The 24,268-nt window shown below is 66.4% G+C and carries 17 protein-coding genes and 1 pseudogene; 7 read left to right on the plus strand and 11 right to left on the minus strand.

Annotated elements, in window-relative coordinates:
- Positions 1–24: 24 nt before the first annotated feature.
- Complete coding sequence (locus tag TX88_RS00780; protein WP_044513921.1) at positions 25–1,494, minus strand: flavin-containing monooxygenase; 1,470 nt, start codon at positions 1,492–1,494, stop codon at positions 25–27.
- A gap of 66 nt (positions 1,495–1,560) precedes the next feature.
- On the opposite strand from TX88_RS00780, the gene TX88_RS00785 reads away from it, so the two are divergent.
- Positions 1,561–2,214 carry a TetR/AcrR family transcriptional regulator gene (locus TX88_RS00785; RefSeq protein ID WP_281729809.1) on the plus strand — a complete coding sequence of 218 codons (654 nt, stop codon included), beginning with the start codon at positions 1,561–1,563 and terminating at the stop codon, positions 2,212–2,214.
- Between the two features lie 24 nt (positions 2,215–2,238).
- Entirely contained in the window at positions 2,239–3,462 is a 1,224-nt protein-coding gene (dinB, locus tag TX88_RS00790) for a DNA polymerase IV (protein ID WP_044513923.1), read from the plus strand.
- Between the two features lie 10 nt (positions 3,463–3,472).
- Here dinB and TX88_RS00795 read toward each other — a convergent pair whose 3' ends face one another.
- Positions 3,473–3,904: a hypothetical protein gene (locus TX88_RS00795; protein WP_044513925.1), complete on the minus strand. Its 432-nt coding sequence runs from the start codon at positions 3,902–3,904 to the stop codon at positions 3,473–3,475.
- Positions 3,905–3,979: 75 nt separating this feature from the next.
- On the opposite strand from TX88_RS00795, the gene TX88_RS00800 reads away from it, so the two are divergent.
- Positions 3,980–4,270 carry a YiaA/YiaB family inner membrane protein gene (locus tag TX88_RS00800; RefSeq protein WP_044513926.1) on the plus strand — a complete coding sequence of 97 codons (291 nt, stop codon included), beginning with the start codon at positions 3,980–3,982 and terminating at the stop codon, positions 4,268–4,270.
- A gap of 3 nt (positions 4,271–4,273) precedes the next feature.
- On the opposite strand, the gene TX88_RS00805 is transcribed toward TX88_RS00800, so the two are convergent.
- Both TX88_RS00805 and TX88_RS00810 read right to left on the minus strand, forming a co-directional pair.
- Positions 4,274–5,278, minus strand: coding sequence for a PHP domain-containing protein (locus TX88_RS00805; protein ID WP_044513928.1), 1,005 nt, complete (start codon positions 5,276–5,278; stop codon positions 4,274–4,276).
- Between the two features lie 9 nt (positions 5,279–5,287).
- A complete protein-coding gene (locus TX88_RS00810) occupies positions 5,288–5,665 on the minus strand; it encodes a thiol-disulfide oxidoreductase DCC family protein (protein WP_044513930.1) in 378 nt (125 codons plus the stop codon).
- 80 nt (positions 5,666–5,745) lie between these two features.
- Here TX88_RS00810 and TX88_RS00815 point away from each other — a divergent pair, with 80 nt between their 5' ends.
- The gene (locus TX88_RS00815; protein ID WP_044513931.1) at positions 5,746–7,380 is read left to right on the plus strand and encodes a SulP family inorganic anion transporter; all 1,635 of its coding nucleotides are present in this window, start codon (positions 5,746–5,748) and stop codon (positions 7,378–7,380) included.
- On the opposite strand, the gene TX88_RS00820 is transcribed toward TX88_RS00815, so the two are convergent.
- On the minus strand, positions 7,373–8,719 hold the full coding sequence (locus tag TX88_RS00820) for an NAD-dependent succinate-semialdehyde dehydrogenase (RefSeq protein ID WP_044513933.1): 1,347 nt from the start codon (positions 8,717–8,719) through the stop codon (positions 7,373–7,375). The genes TX88_RS00815 and TX88_RS00820 overlap by 8 nt on opposite strands.
- 152 nt (positions 8,720–8,871) lie before the next feature.
- Between TX88_RS00820 and TX88_RS00825 the strand changes: the two genes are divergently transcribed.
- Positions 8,872–9,723 (plus strand): LLM class F420-dependent oxidoreductase, encoded by an 852-nt coding sequence (locus TX88_RS00825; RefSeq protein WP_044513934.1) that lies wholly within the window; start codon positions 8,872–8,874, stop codon positions 9,721–9,723.
- Positions 9,724–10,213: 490 nt separating this feature from the next.
- On the opposite strand, the gene TX88_RS34810 is transcribed toward TX88_RS00825, so the two are convergent.
- Genes TX88_RS34810 through TX88_RS00840 form a run of 3 tightly spaced genes read right to left on the minus strand, consistent with a single transcriptional unit; the run spans position 10,214 to position 14,470 of the window.
- Entirely contained in the window at positions 10,214–11,335 is a 1,122-nt protein-coding gene (locus tag TX88_RS34810) for a nitrilase-related carbon-nitrogen hydrolase (protein WP_049924802.1), read from the minus strand.
- Positions 11,325–12,761 carry an amidase gene (locus tag TX88_RS00835; RefSeq protein WP_044513936.1) on the minus strand — a complete coding sequence of 479 codons (1,437 nt, stop codon included), beginning with the start codon at positions 12,759–12,761 and terminating at the stop codon, positions 11,325–11,327. The genes TX88_RS34810 and TX88_RS00835 overlap by 11 nt, the downstream gene beginning before the upstream one ends.
- Positions 12,761–14,470: an amidohydrolase gene (locus tag TX88_RS00840; protein WP_044513937.1), complete on the minus strand. Its 1,710-nt coding sequence runs from the start codon at positions 14,468–14,470 to the stop codon at positions 12,761–12,763. The genes TX88_RS00835 and TX88_RS00840 overlap by 1 nt, the downstream gene beginning before the upstream one ends.
- Positions 14,471–14,517: 47 nt before the next feature.
- Between TX88_RS00840 and TX88_RS32660 the strand changes: the two genes are divergently transcribed.
- On the plus strand, positions 14,518–15,222 hold the full coding sequence (locus TX88_RS32660) for a response regulator transcription factor (RefSeq protein ID WP_049924803.1): 705 nt from the start codon (positions 14,518–14,520) through the stop codon (positions 15,220–15,222).
- Here the strand turns inward: TX88_RS32660 and TX88_RS00850 are convergent.
- From TX88_RS00850 to TX88_RS00860, 3 genes are all read right to left on the minus strand, one after another.
- Positions 15,219–16,685: a glutamate synthase subunit beta gene (locus TX88_RS00850; protein ID WP_044513939.1), complete on the minus strand. Its 1,467-nt coding sequence runs from the start codon at positions 16,683–16,685 to the stop codon at positions 15,219–15,221. The genes TX88_RS32660 and TX88_RS00850 overlap by 4 nt on opposite strands.
- Positions 16,678–21,276 (minus strand): glutamate synthase large subunit, encoded by a 4,599-nt coding sequence (gene gltB / locus TX88_RS00855; protein WP_044518963.1) that lies wholly within the window; start codon positions 21,274–21,276, stop codon positions 16,678–16,680. The genes TX88_RS00850 and gltB overlap by 8 nt, the downstream gene beginning before the upstream one ends.
- 393 nt (positions 21,277–21,669) lie before the next feature.
- Complete coding sequence (locus tag TX88_RS00860) at positions 21,670–23,727, minus strand: heavy metal translocating P-type ATPase (protein WP_044513940.1); 2,058 nt, start codon at positions 23,725–23,727, stop codon at positions 21,670–21,672.
- Between the two features lie 62 nt (positions 23,728–23,789).
- On the opposite strand from TX88_RS00860, the pseudogene TX88_RS34815 reads away from it, so the two are divergent.
- Positions 23,790–24,268 (plus strand): annotated as a pseudogene (locus TX88_RS34815) (phenylacetic acid degradation protein); the annotation flags it as partial.

Raw genomic sequence — 24,268 nt, forward strand, 5'->3', positions numbered from 1 at the left:
GGGGCTTTTTCGTGTTCTACCGACCTAGACCGTCACTGCGGCACGGTGTTTGGTGAACATCAGCGACTCTTCGTCGACCTTGCCGTACCGGATGGTCCGCATGTCGAAGAAGTAGTTCTGCTTGAGCTTCCACGGCGCTTCCGAACCCGACTTGGGCAGGCTTTCCATGGCCCGCCGGAAGTAGCCCGGGGTGAAGTCCATGAACGGCAGCTCGTCGACGGCACCGCCGGGGTGCTGCGGTTCGACGCGGTCGAAACCGTTGGCGTCCATGTAGTTCAGCACGCGGCAGATGAACTCCGACACCAGGTCGGCCTTCAGCGTCCAGGACGCGTTCGTGTAGCCGAACGTGATGGCCATGTTCGGCACACCCGAGAGCATGAGGCCCTTGTAGGTCATGGAACTGGTCAGATCGATCGGCTCGCCGTTGCGGTGGGCCACCGCGCCGCCGAACAGCTGCATGTTCAGGCCGGTCGCGGTGACGATGATGTCGGCCTGCAGCTCCTCACCGGAGCTCAGCTTGATACCGGTCTCGGTGAAGGTGTCGATGGTGTCGGTGACGACGCCGGCCTTGCCGGAGCGGATGGCCTTGAACAGATCCCCGTTGGGGGCCAGGCAGACTCGCTCGTCCCACGGGGCGTAGCTCGGGCTGAAGTGCTTGTCGTAGTCGAAGCCCTCGGGCAGGCGGCGGGTCCCCATCTTGCGCAGGAACTGCTTGAAGACCGACGGGAAGCGGCGCGCGACCTGGTACTGGCCGGTGCTGTATCCGATCTGCTTCCACCGGTTGACGAAGTGCGCCAGGTTCTTGGGCAGGTACTTGTTGGTCTTCACGGCCACCGGGTCGACCAGCGGCAGGGATCCGATGTAGGTGGGTGAACGCTGCAGCATCGTGACGTGTCCGACGCCGCCGCTGACCAGCGACGGGATGAGCGTGATGGCGGTGGCTCCGGAGCCGATCACCACGACGTTCTTGCCCGTGTAGTCGAGGTCCTCGGGCCAGTGCTGCGGGTGGACGATCTGTCCCTTGAAGTCCGCCTCGCCGGGGAACTCAGGCGAGTAGCCCTCGTCGTAGTTGTAGTAGCCACTGCACACCGACAGGAACGACGCGGTGATCTGCTTGGCTTCGCCGTTGTGCTCGACGTCGACGGTCCAGCGGTTGTCAGCGTCCGACCAGTCCACCGAGAGCACGCGGTGGCCGGTGCGGATGTGGTTGCGGATGCCGTTCTCGTCGGCGGCCTCGTTGATGTAGTTCCAGATCGACTCGCCGTCGGCGATCGACTTGGCCGACTCCCACGGCTTGAACCGGAATCCGAGCGTGAACATGTCGGAGTCGGAACGGATACCCGGGTATTTGAACAGGTCCCAGGTGCCGCCGATGTTCTCCCGGCGCTCGAGGATCACGTAGCTCTTGGTCGGGCAACGGTCCTGCAGGTGCCAGGCCGTGCTGATGCCGGAAATGCCGGCACCCACGATCACAACATCGAAATGTTCGGTCATGGGACCGACGGTATCAACACGGTGTTGAGTCGGTCAACAGTGTGTCGATAAATTCAACACAGTGTTATGGTTCTGGTTGTGACCAGCTCCAGCACGACGCGCGCACCGCGTGGCCGCCGTGCCACCCGCCCGTCGGGCGACGACCGCGAAGCGGCGATTCTCGCGACCGCCAGGCGGCTGCTGGAGACCAAGAAGTTCGCCGACATATCGGTCGATGACCTGGCCAAAGGCGCCGGGATCTCGCGGCCGACGTTCTACTTCTACTTCCCGTCGAAGGAAGCGGTCGTGTTGTCGCTGCTCGATCCACTGATCAAGCGCGCGGACACCGGTTTCGACAGCGCACTGGTGGCCATGCCGGCCGATCCCAAGCGGGCGGTCCGCCGCGGCATCGAGATCTTCTTCAGCTCGTTCGGGTCGGACCCGGCCACGGCCCGCGCAGGCACCGAGGCAGTCAACAGCAGCCCGGAGTTCCGCGCGCTCTGGTCCGGGCTCATGCAGAAGTGGATCGCCCTGACCGCCGCCCTGATCACCGCCGAACGCCAACGTGGCGCCGCCCCGGAGACCATTCCGGCCATGGACCTCGCGACGTCGCTCAACCTGATGAACGAGCGGACCATGATGGCGGCCCTGAGCGCCGAACAACCCGCGGTCGACTACGACAAGGTGGTCGACACCCTCGCCCACATCTGGCTGACCAGCATCTACGGCGAGGCCCTCTGACCCGTCCGCCACCTATGCGAACATATGTTCGTGTCGCGCACACCAACCGCGTCTCCGCAGGCCGCTATCCTGCACGCTGATCTCGACTCGTTCTACGCATCGGTCGAGCAGCGTGACGATCCGGCCCTGCGCGGACGCCCGGTGATCGTGGGCGGCGGGGTCGTGCTGGCGGCCAGCTACGAGGCCAAGGCCTTCGGGGTACGCACGGCGATGGGCGGGCGCCAGGCCCGGGCGTTGTGCCCACAGGCCGTGGTGGTGCCGCCGCGCATGTCGGCCTATTCGGAAGCCAGCCGGCATGTGTTCGAGGTGTTCCACGACACCACGCCCGTGGTCGAGCCGCTGTCGGTGGACGAGGCGTTTCTCGACGTGTCCGGGTTGGGCCGGGTGTCGGGCACCCCGGTGGAGATCGCCCGCCGGCTGCGCGAGCAGGTCAGCGAGCAGGTGGGCCTGCCCATCACCGTCGGCATCGCGCGCACCAAGTTCCTGGCCAAGGTGGCCAGCCAGGTGGCCAAGCCGGACGGTCTGCTGCTGGTCCCGCCCGACCGCGAGTTGGCGTTCCTGCATCCGCTGCCGGTGCGCCGGCTGTGGGGTGTCGGCGCCAAGACCGCCGAGAAGCTGCACGCCCACGGCGTCGAGACGGTCGCCGATGTGGCCGAGTTGTCCGAGTCGGCACTGGGCACCATGGTCGGCGGCGCGATGGCGCGGCAGCTGTATGCGTTGTCGCGCAACATCGATCGACGCCGGGTGACGACGGGCGTCCGTCGCAGTTCGGTCGGTGCCCAACGCGCACTCGGGCGGCGCGGCAACACGATGTCGGCGGCGGAGGTGGACGTCGTGGTGGTCAACCTGGTGGACCGCATCACCCGCCGCATGCGCGGGGCCGGACGCACCGGCCGCACCGTTGTATTGCGTTTGCGCTTCGATGATTTCGGCCGGGCCACCCGGTCGCACACCCTGCCCCGGGCCACCGCATCGACCGATGCGGTCCTGGCCGCCGCGCGTGCGTTGGTGACGGCCGCCGCGCCCGTGATCGCCGAGCGCGGGCTGACCCTGATCGGGTTCGCGGTCTCCAACATCGATCACGAGGGCAGCCAGCAGTTGGAGCTGCCTTTCGAGTCGCAGCCCGATCCGGTGGCCATCGACGGCGCGATCGACGAGGTGCGTCAGCGGTTCGGCAACGCGATGCTGACCCGCGGGGTGCTGGTGGGGCGCGATCCCGGCCTGGAGATGCCGACGCTGCCCTACTGAAGGGCTGCCTCTAGAACAGTTGCGCGGCAATGAATCCGGCGAGCAGTACGGCAAACCCGCCGATCTCACCGACGATGAGTGCGACCATCCCGGCGTGCAGTCCCGCGGTCGGCCGCTCGAACTGGTTGGTGGTGTCCCGCCTGGCACCGTGCTCGATGTAGCTGAGGATGGCGACGACGAAGAACAACACCAGAACCATGGCGGCGGTGAGGTTCACCGAGGTGGGCCAGGCGCTGAGTTCGACGAACACCGCCACCAGCAATGTCGCGAAGGAATACAGCAGGGCGGCCCGGTGGGCGATGTCGACGTACGGGTGGGCCAGGTGGTTCTCACTGGTCGCCATCTGCCGGTACTTCCACACCCCGAGCACCAGCGCCAGCAGGAAGATCAGGCCGGCAGCCAGCAGGGTGATGACGGTGTCGATCCCGAGATCCGCGTGCATCGCGTGAGCTTAGACCGATGGGTTTTGAGTAGTCTCACGCATCCGGCGAATCGCGTTCTACGCCAGGCTCGGGACATGATCGCACTCAACGACAGTTCGAGAGTCACCGCCGCGTTCGCGCTGCAGGCCACAATCGCATTCGGGGTGAGTTTCCTCGGGGTGCTCGGCGGGATCTTGTTCCTGCCGATCGACACCTGGCAGCGGATGTTCCTGGCGATGTCCGTCCTGTTCCTGGTGACCAGCGCGTTCACCCTGGCCAAGGTGATCCGCGATCAGCAGGAAGCGGCCACCGTCCGGGTTCGACTCGACGAGGCCCGCATGGAAAGGCTTCTCGCCGAGCATGATCCGTTCACCTCGGGGACGTGAGTCTCAACCGGCGGTCCACCCCAGCAGCCGCTCCGCGGGCCAGGTGTTGACGATCCGGTCGATCGGCACCTCGGCCTCCAGGGCGCGCTGGGCCCCGTAGCCGAGAAATTCGAGCTGGCCGGGCGCGTGGGAATCGGTGTCGATGCTGAACAGGCAGCCGATCTCCAGCGCCAGGTTCAGTAACCGGGTCGGTGGATCCCGCCGCTCCGGCCGAGAATTGATCTCGACGGCGGTGCCGTGGTCGAGGCACGCCGTGAAGACCTTCTCGGCATCGAACTTGGACTCCGGCCGCACGCCGCGTCCGCCGGTGACCAGGCGTCCGGTGCAGTGCCCGAGGACGTCGGTGTGTGGATTCGACACGGCTTTGACCATGCGCCGGGTCATGGCCGCCGAGTCCATCGCGAGTTTGGAGTGCACGCTGGCCACCACCACGTCGAGGCGCTCGAGCAGTTCGGGTTCCTGGTCCAGCGATCCATCTTCGAGGATGTCGACCTCGATCCCGGTGAGGATGCGCATCGGGGCCACGAGTTCGCGGAGCTCCTCGATGACGTCGAGTTGCTCGCACAACCGTTCCGGTGACAGCCCGTTGGCCACCCGCAGGCGCGGTGAATGGTCGGTCAGTGCACAGTACTCATGGCCCAGGTCGCGCGCGGCCAGCATCATCTCCTCGATCGGGGCCGATCCGTCCGACCAGTTGGAGTGCACGTGCAGGTCGCCCCGGAGCGCGGCGCGCACTTCGCCCCCACCGAGATCCTCAGCTGCCGAACGCAACTCGATGAGCGTGTCGGGCTCACGACCGGCCCAGGCCTGGGCGATCACCTTCGCGGTCTTGGGTCCCACGCCCGGCAGCGACTGCCAGCCGTTCGTCGCACCCAGGCGCTCGCGCTGCTCGTCCGTCAGCGCCTCGACGATGTCGGCCGCATTGCGATAGGCCATCACCCGCCGCGAGTCTTCCCGCGCGCGGTCCTTGTAGTACGCGATCTGGCGCAGTGCGGTTACCGGATCCATCGGCACTGGTCAGCAGTCGCCTGGGCGCGCGGTGCAGTGCGGCGTGGTGCCCGGGAACCGGTACCGGTGGCTGGCCACCCAGCGGTAGGCCGCATTCTGCAACTGACGCACACCGGGAATCCGGTACACCCCCAACGGAATCCGGCTACCCATTCCGACCGACAGTGCGGCGTTGATGGCTTCGGCACCGCGGTACACGCTCCCCGACGAGTCCTTCCACCACGCCGCTTCGAGCATCTCATCGTTCGCGACGCCGAGGAGTTCCGGCGTCCCGGGCCGCTGAAAGGGCTCGATGTGCAGGTCTCCGGTCCGCTGCCGCCGCATCAGGGAATTGACGCTGCGCGTGCACATGCCGCAGTTGCCGTCGAAGTACAGGACGCCGCTCATACCTTCAGTCTGCCCAGCATTTGCGATGCCGTACAGTGGCTTGCGAAATCTCTCAATCCATCAATCCGTCAGGCGATACCTTGTTCAGAACCGCGGCCGGCACCTTCCGTCGGCTGCTGCCCCATCGCGACGACTACGCCGAACTGCCACGATCGTGGCGCCGCGACATCCTCGCCGGTGTGACCGTCGGCGTGGTGGCATTGCCGTTGGCGTTGGCATTCGGGATCAGTTCAGGCGTGGGAGCCGCCGCCGGCCTGGTCACCGCGGTGGTCGCCGGCCTGGTCGCGGCGGTGTTCGGCGGTTCGCATGTGCAGGTGTCCGGCCCGACGGGGGCGATGGCGGTGGTCCTCGCACCGATCGTCGCGCAACACGGCCTCGGCAGCATCGCCCTGGTCACGGTGGCGGCAGGCCTGCTGGTGCTGGCGGCCGGGGCCACCGGTCTCGGCCGGGCCGTGACGTTCATTCCATGGCCGGTGATCGAGGGCTTCACCCTGGGCATCGCGGCGATCATCTTCCTGCAGCAGGTTCCCGCCGCCTTCGCGCAGCAGGCCCCGGCCGGTGAGCGCACGCTGCCCGCGGCGATCACGGTGATCGTCCAAGCCGATTGGACCGCCGCCGCGAAAACCCTTGGGGTGGTGGCTGTCGTCGCGCTCCTCATGGTGACCCTGCCCCGGCTGCACCGGGCCATCCCGGAATCGCTGACCGCGGTGATCGTGGTTACCGTCCTGGTTTCCGTGCTCCACATTCCGGTCGCCGCGATCGGTGCGCTGCCGTCACACCTGCCCGCCCCGGTGCTGCCGCATGCCGACCTCGGCGCCATGCGCACCCTGCTGGGTGCCGCCCTGGCCATCGCCGCACTGGCCGCCATCGAATCGCTACTGTCGGCGCGGGTCGCGGCGACCATGTCGCCGACCGGGCCGTATGACCCCGACCGTGAGCTGGTGGGGCAGGGCCTGGCCTCGGTCGCCTCCGGAGTCTTCGGCGGTATGCCCGCCACCGGTGCGATCGCCCGCACGGCGGTCAACGTCCGGTCCGGCGCCAGGACGCGGGTGGCGGCGATCGTGCACTCGCTCGTCCTGCTGAGCGTGGTCTACCTGGCCACCGGTCCGGTGTCCACCATTCCGCTCGCCGCGCTGGCCGGGGTCCTGATGGTGACGTCGTTCCGGATGATCTCGGCCGGCACGATCCGGAAGATCCTGCGCTCCACGCGATCCGATGCCTTGACGTTCGCGCTGACCGCCGCCGTCACGGTGTGCTTCGACCTGATCGAGGCCGTCGAGATCGGCGTCGTCGTCGCCGCGTTCTTCGCGCTGCGCTCGGTGGCGCGGCGCAGCAGCGTCGTCCGTGAGGAACTCCCGGGACCGTCGCATCCCGGGGATGATCGGATCGCGCTGCTGCGCCTCGACGGCGCGATGTTCTTCGGTGCGGCCGAACGTATTTCGAGTGCGATCGTGGACGCCGAGCATCCGCGGACATCCGTCGTCATCATCCGGATGTCGCAACTGGGCATGCTCGACGCCACCGGCGCACACACCCTCGCCGAGATCGCGACCGAACTGGAGTCGCGCGGTATCACGGTGATCATCAAGGGTGTTCGCCCCGAACACGCCGAGTTGCTCGCCAACGTCGGCGTGTTCGAGTCACTGCGACACGAAAACCATCTGCTCGATTCGCTCGACGAAGCGATCGAGCATGCCCGCTCACACGTCAGCTGACCGTACGGATCAGCTTCTTGTTCACGAACTCGTCCATGCCGAACCTGCCGAGCTCACGCCCGAAACCGGATCGCTTGATGCCGCCGAACGGCAACTCGGCCCCTTCGGCGCCGACGGCGTTGACGAACACCATGCCCGCATCGATGCGGTCGGCCACGCGTGCGGCCTGATCGGCATCGGTGGTGAAGACGTAGGAGCCCAGCCCGAACGGGGTGTCATTGGCGATCTCGACGGCCTCGTCCTCCGAGCCCGCCTTGTACACAACGGCCACCGGACCGAACAGCTCCTGCCGGTAGGCGTCGTTGTCCACGGTGACGCCGGTCAGTACGGCCGGCGGATAGAAGGCGCCGCGACGCTCCCCCGCCGAGGTCAGCTTGGCGCCCTGATCGACGGCGGCCTTGACCTGTTGCTCGAGCCTCTCGGCGGCCAATTCCGAAGACAGCGGGGCGATCCCGTCGGCGGCGGCCAGCAGTTTCTCGGTGAACTTGGCCAGGAAGTCGTCGTAGAGGTTCTCGGCGACGATGAACCGCTTCGCGGCGTTGCAGGCCTGCCCGGTGTTCTCCATCCGGCCTTCGACCGCGGACTGCACGGTCGCGTCGAGGTCATCGGTGGACAACACGATGAACGGATCGGAGCCGCCGAGTTCCAGCACACACTTCTTGAGGTTGCGGCCGGCGATCTCGGCCACCGCGGCACCCGCCCGCTCTGAACCGGTCAGCGATACCGCGGCCACCCGCGGGTCGGCGATGATGTCGGCGACCTGGTCGTTGGTGGCGCGGATGTCGACGTAGGCGCCCTGCGGCAGGCCGGCCTCGAGGAAGATCAGCTGCAGCAGCTCCGCGGATTCGGGGCATTGCGGGGCGTGCTTGAGCAGAATTGTGTTGCCCACGATCAGGTTTGGACCGGCGAACCGGGCGACCTGGTAGTAGGGGTAGTTCCAGGGCATGATGCCGAGCAGCACGCCGACGGGGCCTCGCTTGACCACTGCGCTGCCTTCACCGTCGAGCAGGGTGATCTCCTCGTCGGCGAGGAACTTCTCCGCGTTGTCGGCGTAGTACTGATAGATGGCGGCGCTGAAGTCGACCTCGCCCAGGGCCTGGTCGCGCGGCTTGCCCATCTCACGGACGATGACGTCGGCCAGCTGCTCGCGGCGCTGCTCGTGCAGGGCGGCGACCTTGCCGATGAGCGCGGTCCGCTCGGCCACCGTGGTGGTGCGGGCCCAGGTGCGGCCGGTCTTGGCCGCAGCCTCGATCGCAGCCTGGATCTCGGCGTCGGTCGAGGTCGGATAGGTGGCGACCACCTCGGCGGTCGCCGGATCGGTGACTGCGTACTCGCTCATGTTCACTCCCAGACGGGTTGGATCGGGGGATTTCGTATATTTACCTGCCTGAGACTACCGATTGCGACGGCAAAATGGCACCGAAGATACGGAATCAGCACGACCAGCAGAGTCCAGGAATGAATCGTCGGACGCGACTAGTTTGTGATGGCGTGCGCTTCGCCTTCAAAACCTCCCCGCAGAACACGACCTGGGCCGACATGCTCGCCATCTGGAAAGCTGCCGACACGATCGACGTCTTCGAGTCCGGCTGGACGTTCGACCACTTCTATCCGATCTTCTCCGACTCGTCCGGACCTTGCCTCGAGGGTTGGACGACGCTGACCGCCCTGGCGCAGGCCACTGAGCGGCTGCGCGTCGGGGTGCTCGTCACCGGCATCCACTACCGCCACCCCGCCGTGTTGGCGAACATGGCCTCCGCACTCGACATCGTCTCCAACGGCCGCCTGGAGCTCGGCATCGGCGCCGGCTGGAACGAGGAGGAGTCCGGGGCGTACGGCATCGAACTGGGTTCGATCAAGGAGCGCTTCGACCGGTTCGAGGAGGCCTGCCAGGTTCTCAAAGGCCTGCTGTCGCAGGAGACGACGACGTTCGACGGCAAGTTCTACCAACTCAAGGACGCTCGCAACGAGCCGAAGGGTCCGCAACAGCCGCACCCGCCGTTCTGTATCGGCGGAAGTGGCGAGAAGCGCACGCTGCGCATCACCGCGCAGTACGCCGATCACTGGAACTTCGTCGGCGGGCCGCCGGAGGAGTTCGCCCGGAAGCGCGATGTACTGGCCGCGCACTGCGCCGACATCGGCCGCGACCCCAAGGAGATCACCCTGTCGGCGCACGTGCGCCTCGGCGAGGACCGCGACTACAAGAAGGTCGTCGACGAGGCCGCAGCGCTCGGCGCCGAGGGACTCGACCTCGCGATCATCTACCTGCCGCCGCCCTACGACCCGGCCGTACTCGAGCCGTTGGCCGAGGCGATCAGGGATTCCGGCCAGCTCACCGATTGACACAGATATAGCTACGCCCTCGGATCGGCGCTCAGGCGTCGATTCGAGGGCGTTCAGCTAGCAGACGGATACCCGTCAAACACCGAAGCGAAGTAGCTCGTCTGCCGTGACCAGGCGCTCGTTCTTGGCCGGAAACTCACGGCTCTTCATCGGATGACGGAACAATGACCAGGCAATACGACTCACCCGTGACCGACTGATCGGATTGATGTACACGGTGATCACTCCTGCGAATTACTGGTTGCTGTACCCGTAGTTCTACGTTACCGCAGCACTCTCACCACGTCATTAGATACCCAACATCCGGCAAACAGCGTGAGCCACGCCGCACAAAAATCTGATGTTTCTGATGGGACTCATGAGGCAAATGTGGCGGCAGGCGAGACAAAAGAAGAGATCTGGATCACTTTTTCGCGCTGGCGAGCACGCCGAACCCCTGTGATGCAGGACACATCAGTTAATTAAGAAATCTCTGAAGCTCGGCCCCCGTTCAGCCGGCTCCGGGAAAACGATGTGCCGGACGTGTGTAGGCGCCGCGCTGGATCAGCCTCTCGATGTTGCCCCGATAGATCTCGTCGGCCTCGGCGTGCGGCACCGGTTCGCGGTCCAGCCACAGATTCACCGGATGGATCGGTTCGTCGTACATGCGACTGAAGATCTCGGTGCGAAGGTCCTTGAGCCAATTCGAGTTCAGGTTCATCACCCGGAAGTGGCGCAGTGCCTCGATGTCGACCACACCCGCCACCACCGAGTTGTGGCCCGAGACGGTGTGGCCGAGTATCGCGCCGTTGTAGTCGACGATGTGCGAGTTGCCCCCGGCGATGTCGAAGGCATGCGCCGCATCCTGCGTCGGATACACCGGACCGGTGTTAGGGCAGATCATGTACAGGCTGTTGAAATGCGCATGGGCGCGGTTCTGCAGCAACCACGTTCCACCCGGGTCGGGCCCCGCTTGCGTCATGGGTACGGCCTCGCTCGGCCGGTAGACCACCTCCGCACCCTGAAAGGCCAACGCACGCACTGCTTCCGGATACTCGCCGTCACTGCAGCAGATCGTCCCGATCGCGCCGATGTCCGGTGTGCGCAGAACGGGGTAGAAAGCATCCAGTCCGTCGCCGAACAGTTCGACCCACCGGTCGTAGACGTCGTGCGGGGTGCAGGACCGTTCGCGGCACCAGACGTGATTCTTGGTCGCGCGATGCACCACCTCGCCGGCCGGGGAGATCACGATCATCGAGTTGAAGAAGCGATCCGGCATCACCTCGGGCCACCTGGCCTTGCATTGCGCGATGAGGTAGACCCCGTGCTGCTTGGCGAGCTCACCCAGCCGGTCGGTCTCGGGACCGGGGATGTCGATGAACATCTCACGTGCGGCTTTCACATGGGGCACATCGAAGGCTTCGTCGCCGAAGCCGGTCAGGGCGCCTTCGGCGAGGGCGACCAGCTTGACCGGCATGTTGATCGAAACCGTGGATACCGCGGCATGAACGGTGTCCTCGATGACGTCGAGGTTCGCCTGGATCTGCGAGCGCCGTTCGATGTTGCGCACCACGGTCGAAAGGCCCACCGCGAGGTACGGGGCGATCGGTGTCCTGCTCTCGTCAGAGTGCACCGGCGTTCACCCCCGGTACCCGATCGGCCCAGGGCAAGGCCGTCTCCAGTTGGGACGCAACAGCAATCAGGGTGCCTTCGTCGCACATCGGCGCCGCCAGCTGGACACCGACCGGCAACCCCGAACGCGTCCACCCCAGCGGCAGGCTGATCGCCGGTCCACCGGTGACGTTGAACAGCGGGGTGAAGGAACACACGCCGAGCAGCTTGTGCATCCATTCCCTGGGACTGAGCGACGCGTCGTCGGCGTCGAGTTCGCCCAACGGTTCGGGCGGTTGGCTCAGCGTGGGGGTCAGCAGCAGGTCGTAGCCGGTGAAGAACGTTCCGACGGCACGCGAAACCTGGTTGAAGACTGCGAGCGCTCCGCCGAGTTGCGTGCCGGTGACGAGCCGGCCGTACTCCGCACATGCCAACGTTGTCGCTTCGAGGTTGCCGGGGCCCGGCGCCGTGCCGAAAGCCGCTGCGAGAGCATCGATCCCCTCGGCGAGGGACACGCTCCACACCGGCAGGTTGGCGTCGACGAACTGCCCCCAGTCGAAGACCGGCGAGTCCGGACTCACGTAATGCCCTAAGCCTTCCAGGACCGTGCCGACAGCGTTCACCACGTCGGATATCTCCGCGTCGACCGGGCCACCGGACCAGGATTCGGTCTGGATCGCGATGCGTAACCGTCCAGGATTCCGGCCGACCTCCTCTCGGTAGGGCCGAGCAGGGTCACGAATGATGTACTTGTCGCCCGGAGCCGGTCCGCTCACGGCATCGAGCAGGGCCGCACAGTCCCGCACGGATCGGGTCAGCCCGAACTCGGCACCCAACCCGGACAACGGTTCGCTCGTGTCGGGTCCCACGGGTACTCGACCACGACTCGGCTTCAGGCCCACCAATCCGTTGGCCGAAGCGGGAATTCGGATCGAACCGCCACCGTCGGTCGCGTGGGCGATCGGAAGGGCGCGGGCAGCGACCAGCACCGCCGACCCACCACTCGAGCCTCCGGCACTTCGCGTCGTGTCCCACGGGTTCCGGGTTGACCCCTGTGTCACGGGTTCGGTGTTTCCGTTGAACGCGAACTCCGGCGTGGTGGTCGATGCGACGGTCGCCAGCCCGGCCGCCCGGAATCGCGTCATCAGTTCGGTGTCGTGTGGAAACACCACGCCTTCGCCGGCGAGCCGGCTACCGAACCGGGTCGGCACTCCGGCCGCGTGTGTCGCGAAATCCTTGAGGGCAAACGGAATCCCCGCGAACACGCCCGCCGTGTCGCAGTCGAGCGGCACCTCCCAGGGCCCGGAGACCACGGCATTGAGCGTCTTGTCGACCGCTTCGATCGCGGCGCGGGCCGCTTCGTGGACTTCGGCGACCGACACCTCTTTGTCCCGGATCAGATCGGCGAGGCCGATCGCGTCGTAGTCCGCGTATTCTTCCGTCTTCATCAGAGCACACCGTCGTCGTGAACGACGTTCCCCGCCAACAAGGTCCGGTGGACCCGGGTGTGCTTCAGGTCGTCGATGTCGCAGGTCGACGGATCACGATCGACGAAGATCAGGTCGGCGTGATTTCCCGGCCGAATGGATCCGATCCCGTTCCAGCCCAGGATCTTCGCGGCGCTCGTCGTCCACATGGCAAGCGATTCCATGCGGGTGATCACCTGATCGGGGCCGTCGTTGCGCAGGTCGGTACCGGCGATCTCGTGGGTCTGCGCCAGGGCGATCTGCTCCCACGGGCTCTTGGGTCCCCAATCCGAGCCGCCGGAGACATCGAGGCCCGCGTCGAGAAGACGTCGCAGCGGCACCATGTCGCGCCAGATGTGCCGGCCGATGCGCTCGTCGTACATCGCGCCCTTACCCCAGGCGAACCCGACGGATGTGGTGACCTGGAATCCGAGAGCCTTGTACCGGCGCACATGATCGGGACTGATCGTGATGGCGTGCTGCAGAATCCAGGCCTTGTCACGGAAGTCGTGCTCGGTGACCACGCGCTCGGCGATCTCCAGGAAGTCGTCGTGCTCGCGGTAGGAGCCGATACAGATGTTCGCCCTGATCCCGTTCTGCGCGCAGAAGCGGACGAACGATTCTTCTTTCTCCAGTGAGACGAATCGCTGGCCCTTGGTGGGCCGGCCGAACGGATCCGCATACGGTTCGTGCATCGCGAAATGACCTGCGAAGCAGGGGCCGCCGGGGCTGATGGTCATGCCGGTGATTCGGAAGAGATCATCGGCGGTGTCGGACGACTGTGGCGCAAGGGATTTCAGCCTCTCGTCGAAATCGGGCAGCGACATGGGCTCGAAGGGATAGAAGATCACCGACTCCACGTCGAATGTCGCCTGCACACGCATCGTGAGCATCCCGGCAGCACGCAACTGCTGATACATCGCCAGGTGCACGGGTTCCATCGCATGCCCCTCGTACAGGGTGGTCACCCCACGGGCCGAGAAGCGGGCCATTTCGTCGAGGACGCCGGGTACGGCGTGGTCGGGATTCAGCGGCGGCAGCTTGAGCAGGATCTGACCCCAGAACGGGTCGTATGTGTAGTAGTTGTTGACCGGTCCGCGCAGGATGCCGGTCAATCGGCCGGCTTCGTCCTTGTCGATCTCGACGTCGCAGACCCTGTCGGGGATGAAGTCCGACAACCCGACAGCCCGCAGGCCAGCGCTGTTGAACGCCACGATGTTCGGCGTCCGGGGCGCCCACGCCTGGATGAGCACCGGATGGTCGGCGGTGGCCAGGTCGAGGGTGTGCCGATCGGGCAGGCGGCGTTCGGCAAGGTCTCGCCATGACTTTCGGATGAAGTAGTGGGCTTCACCGACCGGCGTGCAGATGATCCACTCGCCGAGGGGTGTCTCGGCGGCGCGGGCGCGGATCCGCGCGATGATGTCCGCGTGGTCGACGACATCGCTCAAATCGACCAGGCCGCCGCGTAACGCGCCGAAGTGCATGACATGGGGATGGGTGTCGATCAGCCCCGGCATGACGACCGCGCTTCCGGAATCCATGATTCGGGTGTCCGGACCGGCGGACTCGGCCAGGTCCGCGAAGCCACCCACCTCGACGATCACGCCGTCCTCGACGAGGATCGCCTCCGCGGTCGGGCGCGTCTCGTCGAAGGTCAGGATCTTCGATGACCGGATCAGTGTTCTGCTCACGTGGGCACTCTATGAGCGGCCTACCCTGGTGAGAATCATCCGAAGGGATGAAGTCCGTGGAGGTGTACGACATGGCGGTCACGCGCAACATCCAGTTCAAGCGCAACACCATGGCGTTCTTGTCCCGGTTCGTTCGTGTCTCCGGGATGGTCTTCTACTCGGTGGATCACCGCATGAATGCCGGCGAGCACGTGTTCGACCGGATCCGTCCCGAGGACAACGGCCCGTACACCGGCTACTTCCACGAGTTGGACCCGTTTCATCCCCGCCGGTTCGCGGGGTCCGGCGCTGAGCTGGCGACCTCGAACGATCTCGGCCAGCGATTGGACAGAACCGACTACTACGCGGGGTTCTTCCGCCCGATGGGCTACCGGTACGAGGCGGAGCTGTACCTGCGCCATGCCGGGCGCATCGTGGCCGGGGTCTCGCTGCTGAAGAGCGCCAACGACGGCGACTTCACAAAAGACGAAATCCAGTTCCTGCAGAAGTCACACGGATTCGTCGAGCAGTCGTACTGCATGCTCGGCCAATTGCCGGGTGCACCGAATTCTTCTGCGGTTCCCGAACATTGGCAACTGTCAGCTCGGGAGCGCGACGTCGTCGAACTACTCGCCCAGGGCGCGAGCAACAGCGACATCTCGCGCGCCCTGTTCATCAGCGTTCCGACGGTGAAGAGCCATCTGCAGCACGTCTATCGAAAGTCCGGCGTGCATTCGCGAACCGAACTGGTCACCCGCCTGCTAAACGGCTAGCGCTGCGGTGCGGCGGTGGGCTTGATCGGCACCGGCAGGGCGGTGTTGCCCATCAGGTAGCGATCCACACCCGCGGCAGCGGCCCGGCCCTCGGCGATCGCCCACACGATCAGCGACTGTCCGCGACCCATGTCGCCTGCGACGAAGACGCCGGGCACCGAGGTCTGGAAGTTGTTGTCGCGTGAGACGTTTCCACGGTCGGTCAGCTCGACACCGAGCTTGGTCAGCAGACCTTCCTTCTCCGGTCCGACGAAGCCCATCGCGAGCAACACCAGGTCGGCCTTGAGCTCGAAGTCGCTGCCTTCGACCTTCTCGAACTTGCCGGCGTTCATCTTGACCTCGTGCGCACGCAGGCCGGTCACGTGACCGTCGGCGCCGGTGAATTCCTCGGTGTTGACCGAGAACACGCGATCGCCGCCCTCTTCGTGGGCCGAGGACACCCGGAACATCAGCGGGTAGGTCGGCCACGGGGTCGAGTCGGCACGGGTCTCGGGCGGACGCGGCATGATCTCGAACTGGTGGATGCTGGCCGCGCCCTGACGGTGCGAGGTGCCGAGGCAGTCCGCGCCGGTGTCGCCACCGCCGATGATGATGACGTGCTTGTCCTTGGCGGTGATCGGCGGCTGGCCGTTCTCGTCGAGGACGTCATCGCCGAGCTGCACGCGGTTGGCCCACGGCAGGAACTCCATGGCCTGGTGGATGCCGTCGAGCTCGCGACCGGGGACTGGCAGATCGCGCCATGCGGTGGCACCGCCGGCCAGCACGACCGCGTCGTAGTTCAGCCGCAGCTGGGCCACGGTGATGTCGACGCCGACGTTGACGCCGGGCCGGAACTGGGTGCCCTCGGCAGCCATCTGCTCCAGACGCCGGTCGATGTGGCGCTTTTCCATCTTGAACTCGGGGATGCCGTAGCGCAGCAGACCGCCGATGCGGTCGGCGCGCTCGAACACCGTGACGGTGTGGCCGGCCCGGGTCAGCTGCTGGGCGGCGGCCAGTCCGGCCGGACCGGACCCGACGACGGCGACCTTCTTGCCGGTCTGCACATCGGGCATCTTCGGAACGACCCAGCCCTGGTCGAAGGCGTTGTCGATGATCTCGACCTCGACCTGCTTGATGGTCACCGGATCCTGGTTGATGCCAAGGACGCACGATGCCTCACACGGGGCGGGGCACAGCCGTCCGGTGAACTCCGGGAAGTTGTTGGTGGCGTGCAGCCGCTCGATCGCGTCGCGCCACCGGTCCTTGTAGACCAGGTCGTTCCACTCGGGGATCAGGTTCCCCAGCGGGCAGCCGTTGTGGCAGAACGGGATACCGCAGTCCATGCATCGTGATGCCTGGTCCTGCAAGGAGTCGTGGGAGAAGTCCTCGTAGACCTCTTTCCAGTCCTTGAGGCGCAGCGGAACCGGCCGGCGGGACGGAAGCTCCTTGGAGGTGTGCTTGAGGAAACCGCGCGGATCAGCCATTGGCCGCCGCCATGATCGCCTCGTCCACATTCACGCCGGCCTCTTTGGCTTCGGCGATCGCGGCCAGCACGCGCTTGTAGTCGCGCGGCATGACCTTCACAAAATGCTTCAACGCTCCATCCGATCCATCCCAGGAGTCTAGGACCCGTTGTCCCACAGCCGAATCGGTCGCGTCGACATGGGCGGCAATGAAATTGCGCAACCATTCGACATCAGAGGCCTCAAGGGCTTCCAGCTCCACCATCTCGGTGTTCAGGTTCTCGCCCAGCACATCTGCCGGGTCGTAGACGTAGGCGACACCGCCGGACATACCCGCCGCGAAGTTGCGGCCAGTGGGTCCGAGGATGACGACCTTGCCGCCGGTCATGTACTCGCAGCCGTGGTCGCCGACACCTTCGACGACCGCGTGGGCGCCGGAGTTACGGACCGCGAACCGCTCGCCGACCTGGCCGCGCAGGAACGCCTCGCCGCTGGTGGCGCCGAAGAGCACCACGTTGCCGGCGATGATGTTGTCCTCGGCGGCGAAGTCAGCCGGTGCTTCGTCGGCCGGGCGGACCACGATGCGGCCACCCGACAGACCCTTGCCGACATAGTCGTTGGCGTCGCCGTAGACCCGCAGCGTGATGCCCTTGGGCACGAACGCACCGAAGCTGTTGCCTGCCGACCCGTCGAACGTGATGTCGATGGTGCCGTCCGGAAGTCCCTGCCCGCCATAGGCCTTGGTGACCTCGTGGCCGAGCATGGTGCCCACCGTGCGGTTGACGTTGGTGATCTTCGTCGAGAAACGCACCGACGAACCGGAGTCCAGTGCCTCACGGCTCTGGGTGATCAGCTGCTGATCCAGTGCCTTGTCCAGGCCGTGGTCCTGACGCGAGCTGCAGTACAGGTCCTGGTTCATGAACGCCGACTCGGGCTCGTACAGCACCGGCGTCAGGTCCAGCTTGTGCGCCTTCCAGTGCTCGGCGGCCTGGGTGGTGTCCAGCGCGCCGACCTGGCCGACCATCTCGTTGACGGTGCGGAAGCCCAACTGCGCCATGAGTTCACGGACTTCTTCGGCGATGAACATGAAGAAGTTCTCGACGAACTCGGGCTTGGCGTTGAACCGCTGCCGAAGCACCGGGTTCTGGGTGGCCACACCCACCGGGCAGGTGTCGAGGTGGCAGACGCGCATCATGATGCAGCCCGCCACGACCAGTGGAGCGGTGGCGAAGCCGAACTCCTCGGCGCCCAACAGGGCGGCGATCACGACGTCGCGGCCGGTCTTGAGCTGACCGTCGACCTGGACCACGATGCGGTCACGCAGGCCGTTGAGCAGCAGGGTCTGCTGCGTCTCGGCCAGGCCCAGCTCCCACGGGGCGCCCGCGTGCTTCTGCGACGTCAGCGGGGTGGCACCGGTACCGCCGTCGTGGCCGGAGATCAGCACGACGTCGGCATGTGCCTTGGAGACACCCGCGGCGACCGTTCCGACACCGTTCTCCGAAACCAGCTTCACGTGCACGCGAGCTGCCGGGTTGGCGTTCTTCAGGTCGTGGATCAGCTGTGCCAGATCCTCGATCGAGTAGATGTCGTGGTGCGGCGGCGGCGAGATCAGGCCGACACCCGGGGTCGAGTGCCGCACCTCGGCCACCCACGGGTACACCTTGTGACCCGGAAGCTGACCGCCCTCACCAGGTTTCGCACCCTGGGCCATCTTGATCTGGATGTCGGAGCAGTTGGTCAGGTAGTGGCTGGTCACACCGAACCGGCCGGAGGCCACCTGCTTGATGGCGCTGCGGCGCCAATCACCGTTCTCGTCGGGTTCGAACCGGTCGACGCTCTCGCCGCCCTCACCCGAGTTCGACCGGCCGCCGAGGCGGTTCATCGCGATGGCCAGGGTCTCGTGCGCCTCGGCCGAGATCGAGCCGTAGCTCATGGCACCGGTGGAGAAGCGCTTGACGATCTCGGAGGCGGATTCCACCTCGTCGATCGAGATCGGCTGGCGCACGGCTTCATCGCCGGAGCGGAACTTCAGCAGGCCGCGAAGCGAGGCCATCCGCTCACTCTGGTCGTCGACCAGGGAGGTGTACTCCTTGAAGATCGAGTACTGGCCGGTGCGGGTGGAGTGCTGGAGCTTGAACACCGTGTCCGGGTTGAACAGGTGGTACTCACCCTCGCGGCGCCACTGGTACTCGCCGCCGACCTCGAGCTCGCGGTGTGCGCGCTCGTCGGGGCGGTCCAGGTAGGCCAGTGAGTGGCGGGTTGCGACGTCGGCGGCGATGTCGTCGAGGTCGATGCCACCCACCGGGCAGCTCAGGCCGGTGAAGTACTGGTCGAGCACTTCCTGGGAGATGCCGATCGCCTGGAACAGTTGCGCACCGGTGTAGGACGCCAGGGTGGAGATGCCCATCTTGGACATCACCTTGAGCACGCCCTTGCCTGCGGCCTTGACGTAGTTGGCCTTGGCCTTGTCGCTGTTGATTCCGGAGATCACGCCCCGGTCGACCATGTCCTCGATCGACTCGAAGGCCATGTACGGGTTGACCGCGGCGGCACCGAAGCCGCACAGCATGGCCATGTGGTGCACCTCGCGGGCGTCACCGGCCTCGACCACCAGGCCGACCTTGGTACGCGTGCGCTCGCGGACCAGGTGGTGGTGCACCGCGGCCACGGACAGCAGCGACGGGATCGGCGCCATGGTCTCGTTGGATTCGCGGTCGGACAGCACGATGATGCGGGCGCCCTCGCGGATCGCCTCCGAGACCTTGGCGCGGACGTTGTCCAGCGCCTCTTTGAGGCCCTGGCCGCCCCGGTTGACCGGGTACAGGCAGCGGATCACCGCGGCGCGCATGCCGTGCTTGTGGCCCCGGACCTCATGGTCGGGATCGACGCAGACCAGCTTGGACAGGTCGGCGTTGCGCAGGATCGGCTGCGGGAGCACGATCTGCCGGCACGATTCCGGACCGGGGTTGAGCAGGTCGCCTTCGGGCCCGATGACGCCCTGCAGGCTGGTGACCACCTCTTCGCGGATGGCGTCCAGCGGCGGGTTGGTGACCTGGGCGAACAGCTGCTGGAAGTAGTCGAACAGCATCCGCGGCCGCGCCGAGAGGATGGCGACCGGGGTGTCGGTGCCCATCGAACCCAGCGCCTCGGCACCGGTGCGCGCCATGGGCGCCACCAACAGGTTCAGCTCCTCGTAGGTGTAGCCGAAGATCTGCTGGCGCAGCACCACACGGTGGTGCGGCATCCGGACATAGTCACCCGGGGGCAGCTCGTCGAGGGGGAACAGGCCCGCCTCGATCCATTCCTGGTAGGGCTGCTCACTGGCCAGCTGAGCCTTGATCTCCTCGTCGGAGACGATGCGGCCCTGGGCGGTGTCCACCAGGAACATCCGGCCGGGCTGCAGGCGCAGCTTCTGGACCACGGTGGACGGGTCGAGCGGCAGCACGCCGGCTTCGGACGCCATCACGACGAGGCCGTCGTCGGTCACCCAGATGCGGGAGGGACGCAGGCCGTTGCGGTCCAGCACGGCGCCGATGACGGTGCCGTCGGTGAAGCACACCGAGGCCGGGCCGTCCCAGGGCTCCATCAGCGAGTCGTGGAACTCGTAAAAGGCACGGCGGGCGGGATCCATCGACTCGTGGCGTTCCCACGCCTCGGGGATCATCATCAGCACGGCGTGCGGCAGGCTGCGGCCGCCGAGGTGCAGCAGCTCGAGCACCTCGTCGAAGCGTGCGGTGTCCGACGCGCCGGGGGTACAGACGGGGACGATCTTGTCGAGGCCGTCGGTGCCGAACACCTCGGTGCGGATCAGCGCCTCACGTGCGCGCATCCAGTTCTCGTTGCCCGTGACGGTGTTGATCTCGCCGTTGTGGGCGATCCGCCGGAACGGGTGGGCCAACGGCCAGGACGGGAACGTGTTGGTGGAGAAGCGGGAGTGCACGATGCCCAGCGCGCTGGTCATCCGGTCGTCCTGCAGGTCCAGGTAGAACGCCTTGAGCTGCGGGGTGGTCAGCATGCCCTTGTAGACGAACGTCTGGCCGGACAGGCTCGGGAAGTACACCGTCTCGCGACCGGGGCCGTCCTGGCCCGGGCCCTTGGTGCCCAGCTCGTGTTCGGCCCGCTTGCGCACGACGTACGCCTTGCGCTCCAGGTCCATGCCGGAGGCACCGCCGATGAACAGCTGCCGGAACGTCGGCATGGCGTCACGGGCCAGTGCGCCCAGTGACGAGTCGTCGGTGGGCACCTCGCGCCAGCCCAGCACCTGCAGGCCCTCGGCTTCGACGATCTTCTCGACGGCTTCGGCTGCCGCGGCCGCATCGCGCGACGACTGCGGGAGGAAAGCCATACCGGTGGCGTAGCTACCGGGCTCCGGGAGCTGGAAGTCGACGACCTCACGCAGGAACGAGTCCGGGACCTGCAGCAGAATGCCTGCGCCGTCGCCGGTGTTCGGCTCGGCGCCCTGAGCACCGCGGTGCTCCAGGTTCACCAGTGCCGTGATGGCCTTGTCCACGATGTCCCGGCTGCGGCGACCATGAATGTCTGCCACCATTGCCACACCGCACGCATCATGTTCGTATGCGGGGTTGTACAGCCCGACCTTGCTGGGCGCCATTCCCACCTTGCCCTTCAACACGCTTCTACGAAGAAGCCGGCTCGGCGTGGGTGGCCTCCGTGCAGCACTGGACGACGGCTATGTCCCACACGCCATAAGTGGAGAAAACGATAAGGCAACTACCGTGGCAGATGCCAACTTAGCCAAGCCTAACGATACTCCGTCGGCGGCTTTCAACCCTGCGAACAGGCCTGTCGCAGAAATGGTCAATCACATTGCAGCCCTTGATATTTCACACATTCCCAACAGGGGGACCCCACCCCCTCCTGGGCCAACCACCACCCTAATCGTCATATTTGTTTGCTGAGTGCACATAAATATGCCGTTATAGTGCTGTTATAACCACTATTGATATTTGCAGGAAAGCTTAGTCAGATTCTTAGATTTGCACCGTCAGCGCCCCGAGACCCGCGTAACGCTGCGTACGCCGGCCTCGGGCCGCAAGTCGAGGCGACGTAGCGACTGCGCATTGAGTGCCACGACAACCGTCGACGCTGACATCAATATCGCCCCGACGGACATCGGCATTACAAAACCCAGCGGAGCGGCCACACCGGCGGCCAACGGGACCGAGATCAGGTTGTAACCCGCTGCCCACCAAAGGTTCTGCTTCATCTTGCGGTAGGACTGCCGGGAAAGCTCGATCACCGAGAGCACCGATCGTGGGTCCGAGCTCGCCAGGATGACGCCCGCCGAGGCGATCGCGACGTCGGTACCCGCGCCGATGGCGATGCCGACGTCCGCGGCGGCCAGTGCCGGCGCATCGTTGACGCCGTCGCCCACCATGGCCACCTTCAGGCCTTCGCGCTGGAGTTCGGCGACCTTGGCGGCCTTGTCTTCAGGCCGTACACCTGCGAATACGCGGTCGATGCCCAGCTCTGAGGCCACCGCGGAGGCCACCGGAGCGGCGTCGCCAGTGATCATCACCACTTCGATGCCGAGTTCGTGCAATGCGTCGACGGCCTGCCGGGATTCCGGCCGGATCTCGTCGGCCAGGGCCAACGCGCCGACCACGCTTCCGTCGACCAGGACATGCAGCACGGTGGCGCCATCCCACCCGGCGGTGTCCGGCAGCGGGGCCTGCCCGGCCTGTTCGAGTAGTGCGGGACCACCGACCTGCACGCGCTGCCCACCGACCAGGGCGCTGACCCCGACCGCGGGCGAGGAACTGAAGTCGGTGGCCGCCGGGATGTCGAGGCCGCGCTGCTGTGCCGCCGCGACGATGGCGCGGGCCAGCGGGTGTTCGGAATCCGCCTCGGCGGCTGCCGCCAATGCCAGCACGTCGTTCTCCGCGCGGTCCGTGGCCACCACCGCGGTGACGGCCGGCTCGCCCTTGGTGAGGGTTCCGGTCTTGTCGAACAGGACCGCACCGACAGTGCGCATGGTCTCCAGCGCCAGGCGGTCCTTGATCAGCACCCCGCCCCTTGCGGCCCGCTCGGTCGCGATGGACACCACCAGCGGGATGGCCAGCCCCAGGGCGTGCGGGCACGCGATGACCAGCACCGTGATCGTGCGGACCACGGCCTGGTCGGGTTCGCCCAGCAGGGTCCACGCCAACGCCGTCAGCACCGCCGATCCCAGCGCGAACCAGAACAGCCAGCCCGCGGCCCGGTCGGCCAGGCGCTGCGCCCGCGACGAGGAGTTCATCGCCTCGCCGACCAACCGCTGGATGCCGGCCAGCGCGGTGTCGTCGCCGACGGCCGTCACCCGGATCCGCAGCCCTGAATCGGTGGCGACGGTGCCCGCGACGATGTCGTCACCCGCACTTCGGCGCACCGTCCGCGACTCGCCCGTCACCATCGACTCATCCATGTCGGCGGCACCGTCGACGATGCGGCCGTCGACGGGCACGCTGCCGCCCGGCCGGACGATCACCAGGTCGCCGACCTGCAGATCGGCCGGGGCCACGGTCACCACCTGCTCGGCATCGCCGTCGTTCTCGACGCGCTCGGCCTCGTCGGGCAGCAGCGCGGCCAGCGAGTCGAGTGCCGAAGTGGTCTGGGCCAGCGACCGCATCTCGATCCAGTGGCCCAGCAGCATGATCACGATCAGCAGCGCGAGCTCCCACCAGAAGTCCAGCTCGTGGTGCAGCACCCCGAGGCTGGCCCCCCACGACGAGATGAACGCGACCGTGATCGCCAATCCGATCAGCAGCATCATTCCCGGTGCGCGCGAACGTATCTCGCTGATCGCACCGGTCAGGAACGGCCGGCCGCCCCATACGTACATGACCGTGCCGAGTACCGGCGAGATCCAGCGCGCCCCGGGGAAGCCCGGAAGGTCGTAGCCGAGGAGCATCGCGAACATCGGTGAGAGTGCGACGGTCGGCACGGCCAGCGCCGCCATGACCCAGAACAACCTTCGGAACTGTGCGACATGGTCGCCATGGCCGCCATGCCCTGCGTGACCGGTGTGTTCATGCTCGTGCATCGCGTGTTCGATCGTGGTCATGTCGCCACTGTATACCCCTAGGGGGTATCTGGCCACCGTGATGGGCGTAACTGTTGACGGCGATGCACTATCCGCTGAACACCCCGCTGGGCCGCATGGGCGTACAAACCCTTGAGGAAGGCCCGGACCGCTGCGTGGCCTCCATACCCGTGGGCGGTCTGCTCAATCCGCTGACGCACGTCCCGACCGCCGCCCCGCTGGCGATGCTGGTCGACCACATCGGCGGCCTGGTCAACCACTATCGCCGCGATGAAGACGAGTGGACGGTGTCCAGTGAGCTGGCCGTCGAGCTGGCGCCGCACGCGCTGGAGCTCGTCGCGGCGGCGCCAGAGGAGCCCGTGGTCGCCACCGCACGGCCGTTCGGCCCGAAGGGCACGGGTTCGCTGAGCCTGGCCGAGCTGATGCACGGCGGCCAGTTGGTGGGGACGGCGACGGTGCGGTCCTTCCACATCCACGCTCCGGGGCACCTCGTCGCCTGGCCGGCGAGCTCGACCGACGGAATCCCACCCGCCGCCCTGGAAGACCGCATGTCGGTCGAGGT

It is taken from the genome of Mycolicibacterium septicum DSM 44393 (assembly GCF_000455325.1).
Lineage (GTDB): Bacteria > Actinomycetota > Actinomycetes > Mycobacteriales > Mycobacteriaceae > Mycobacterium > Mycobacterium septicum.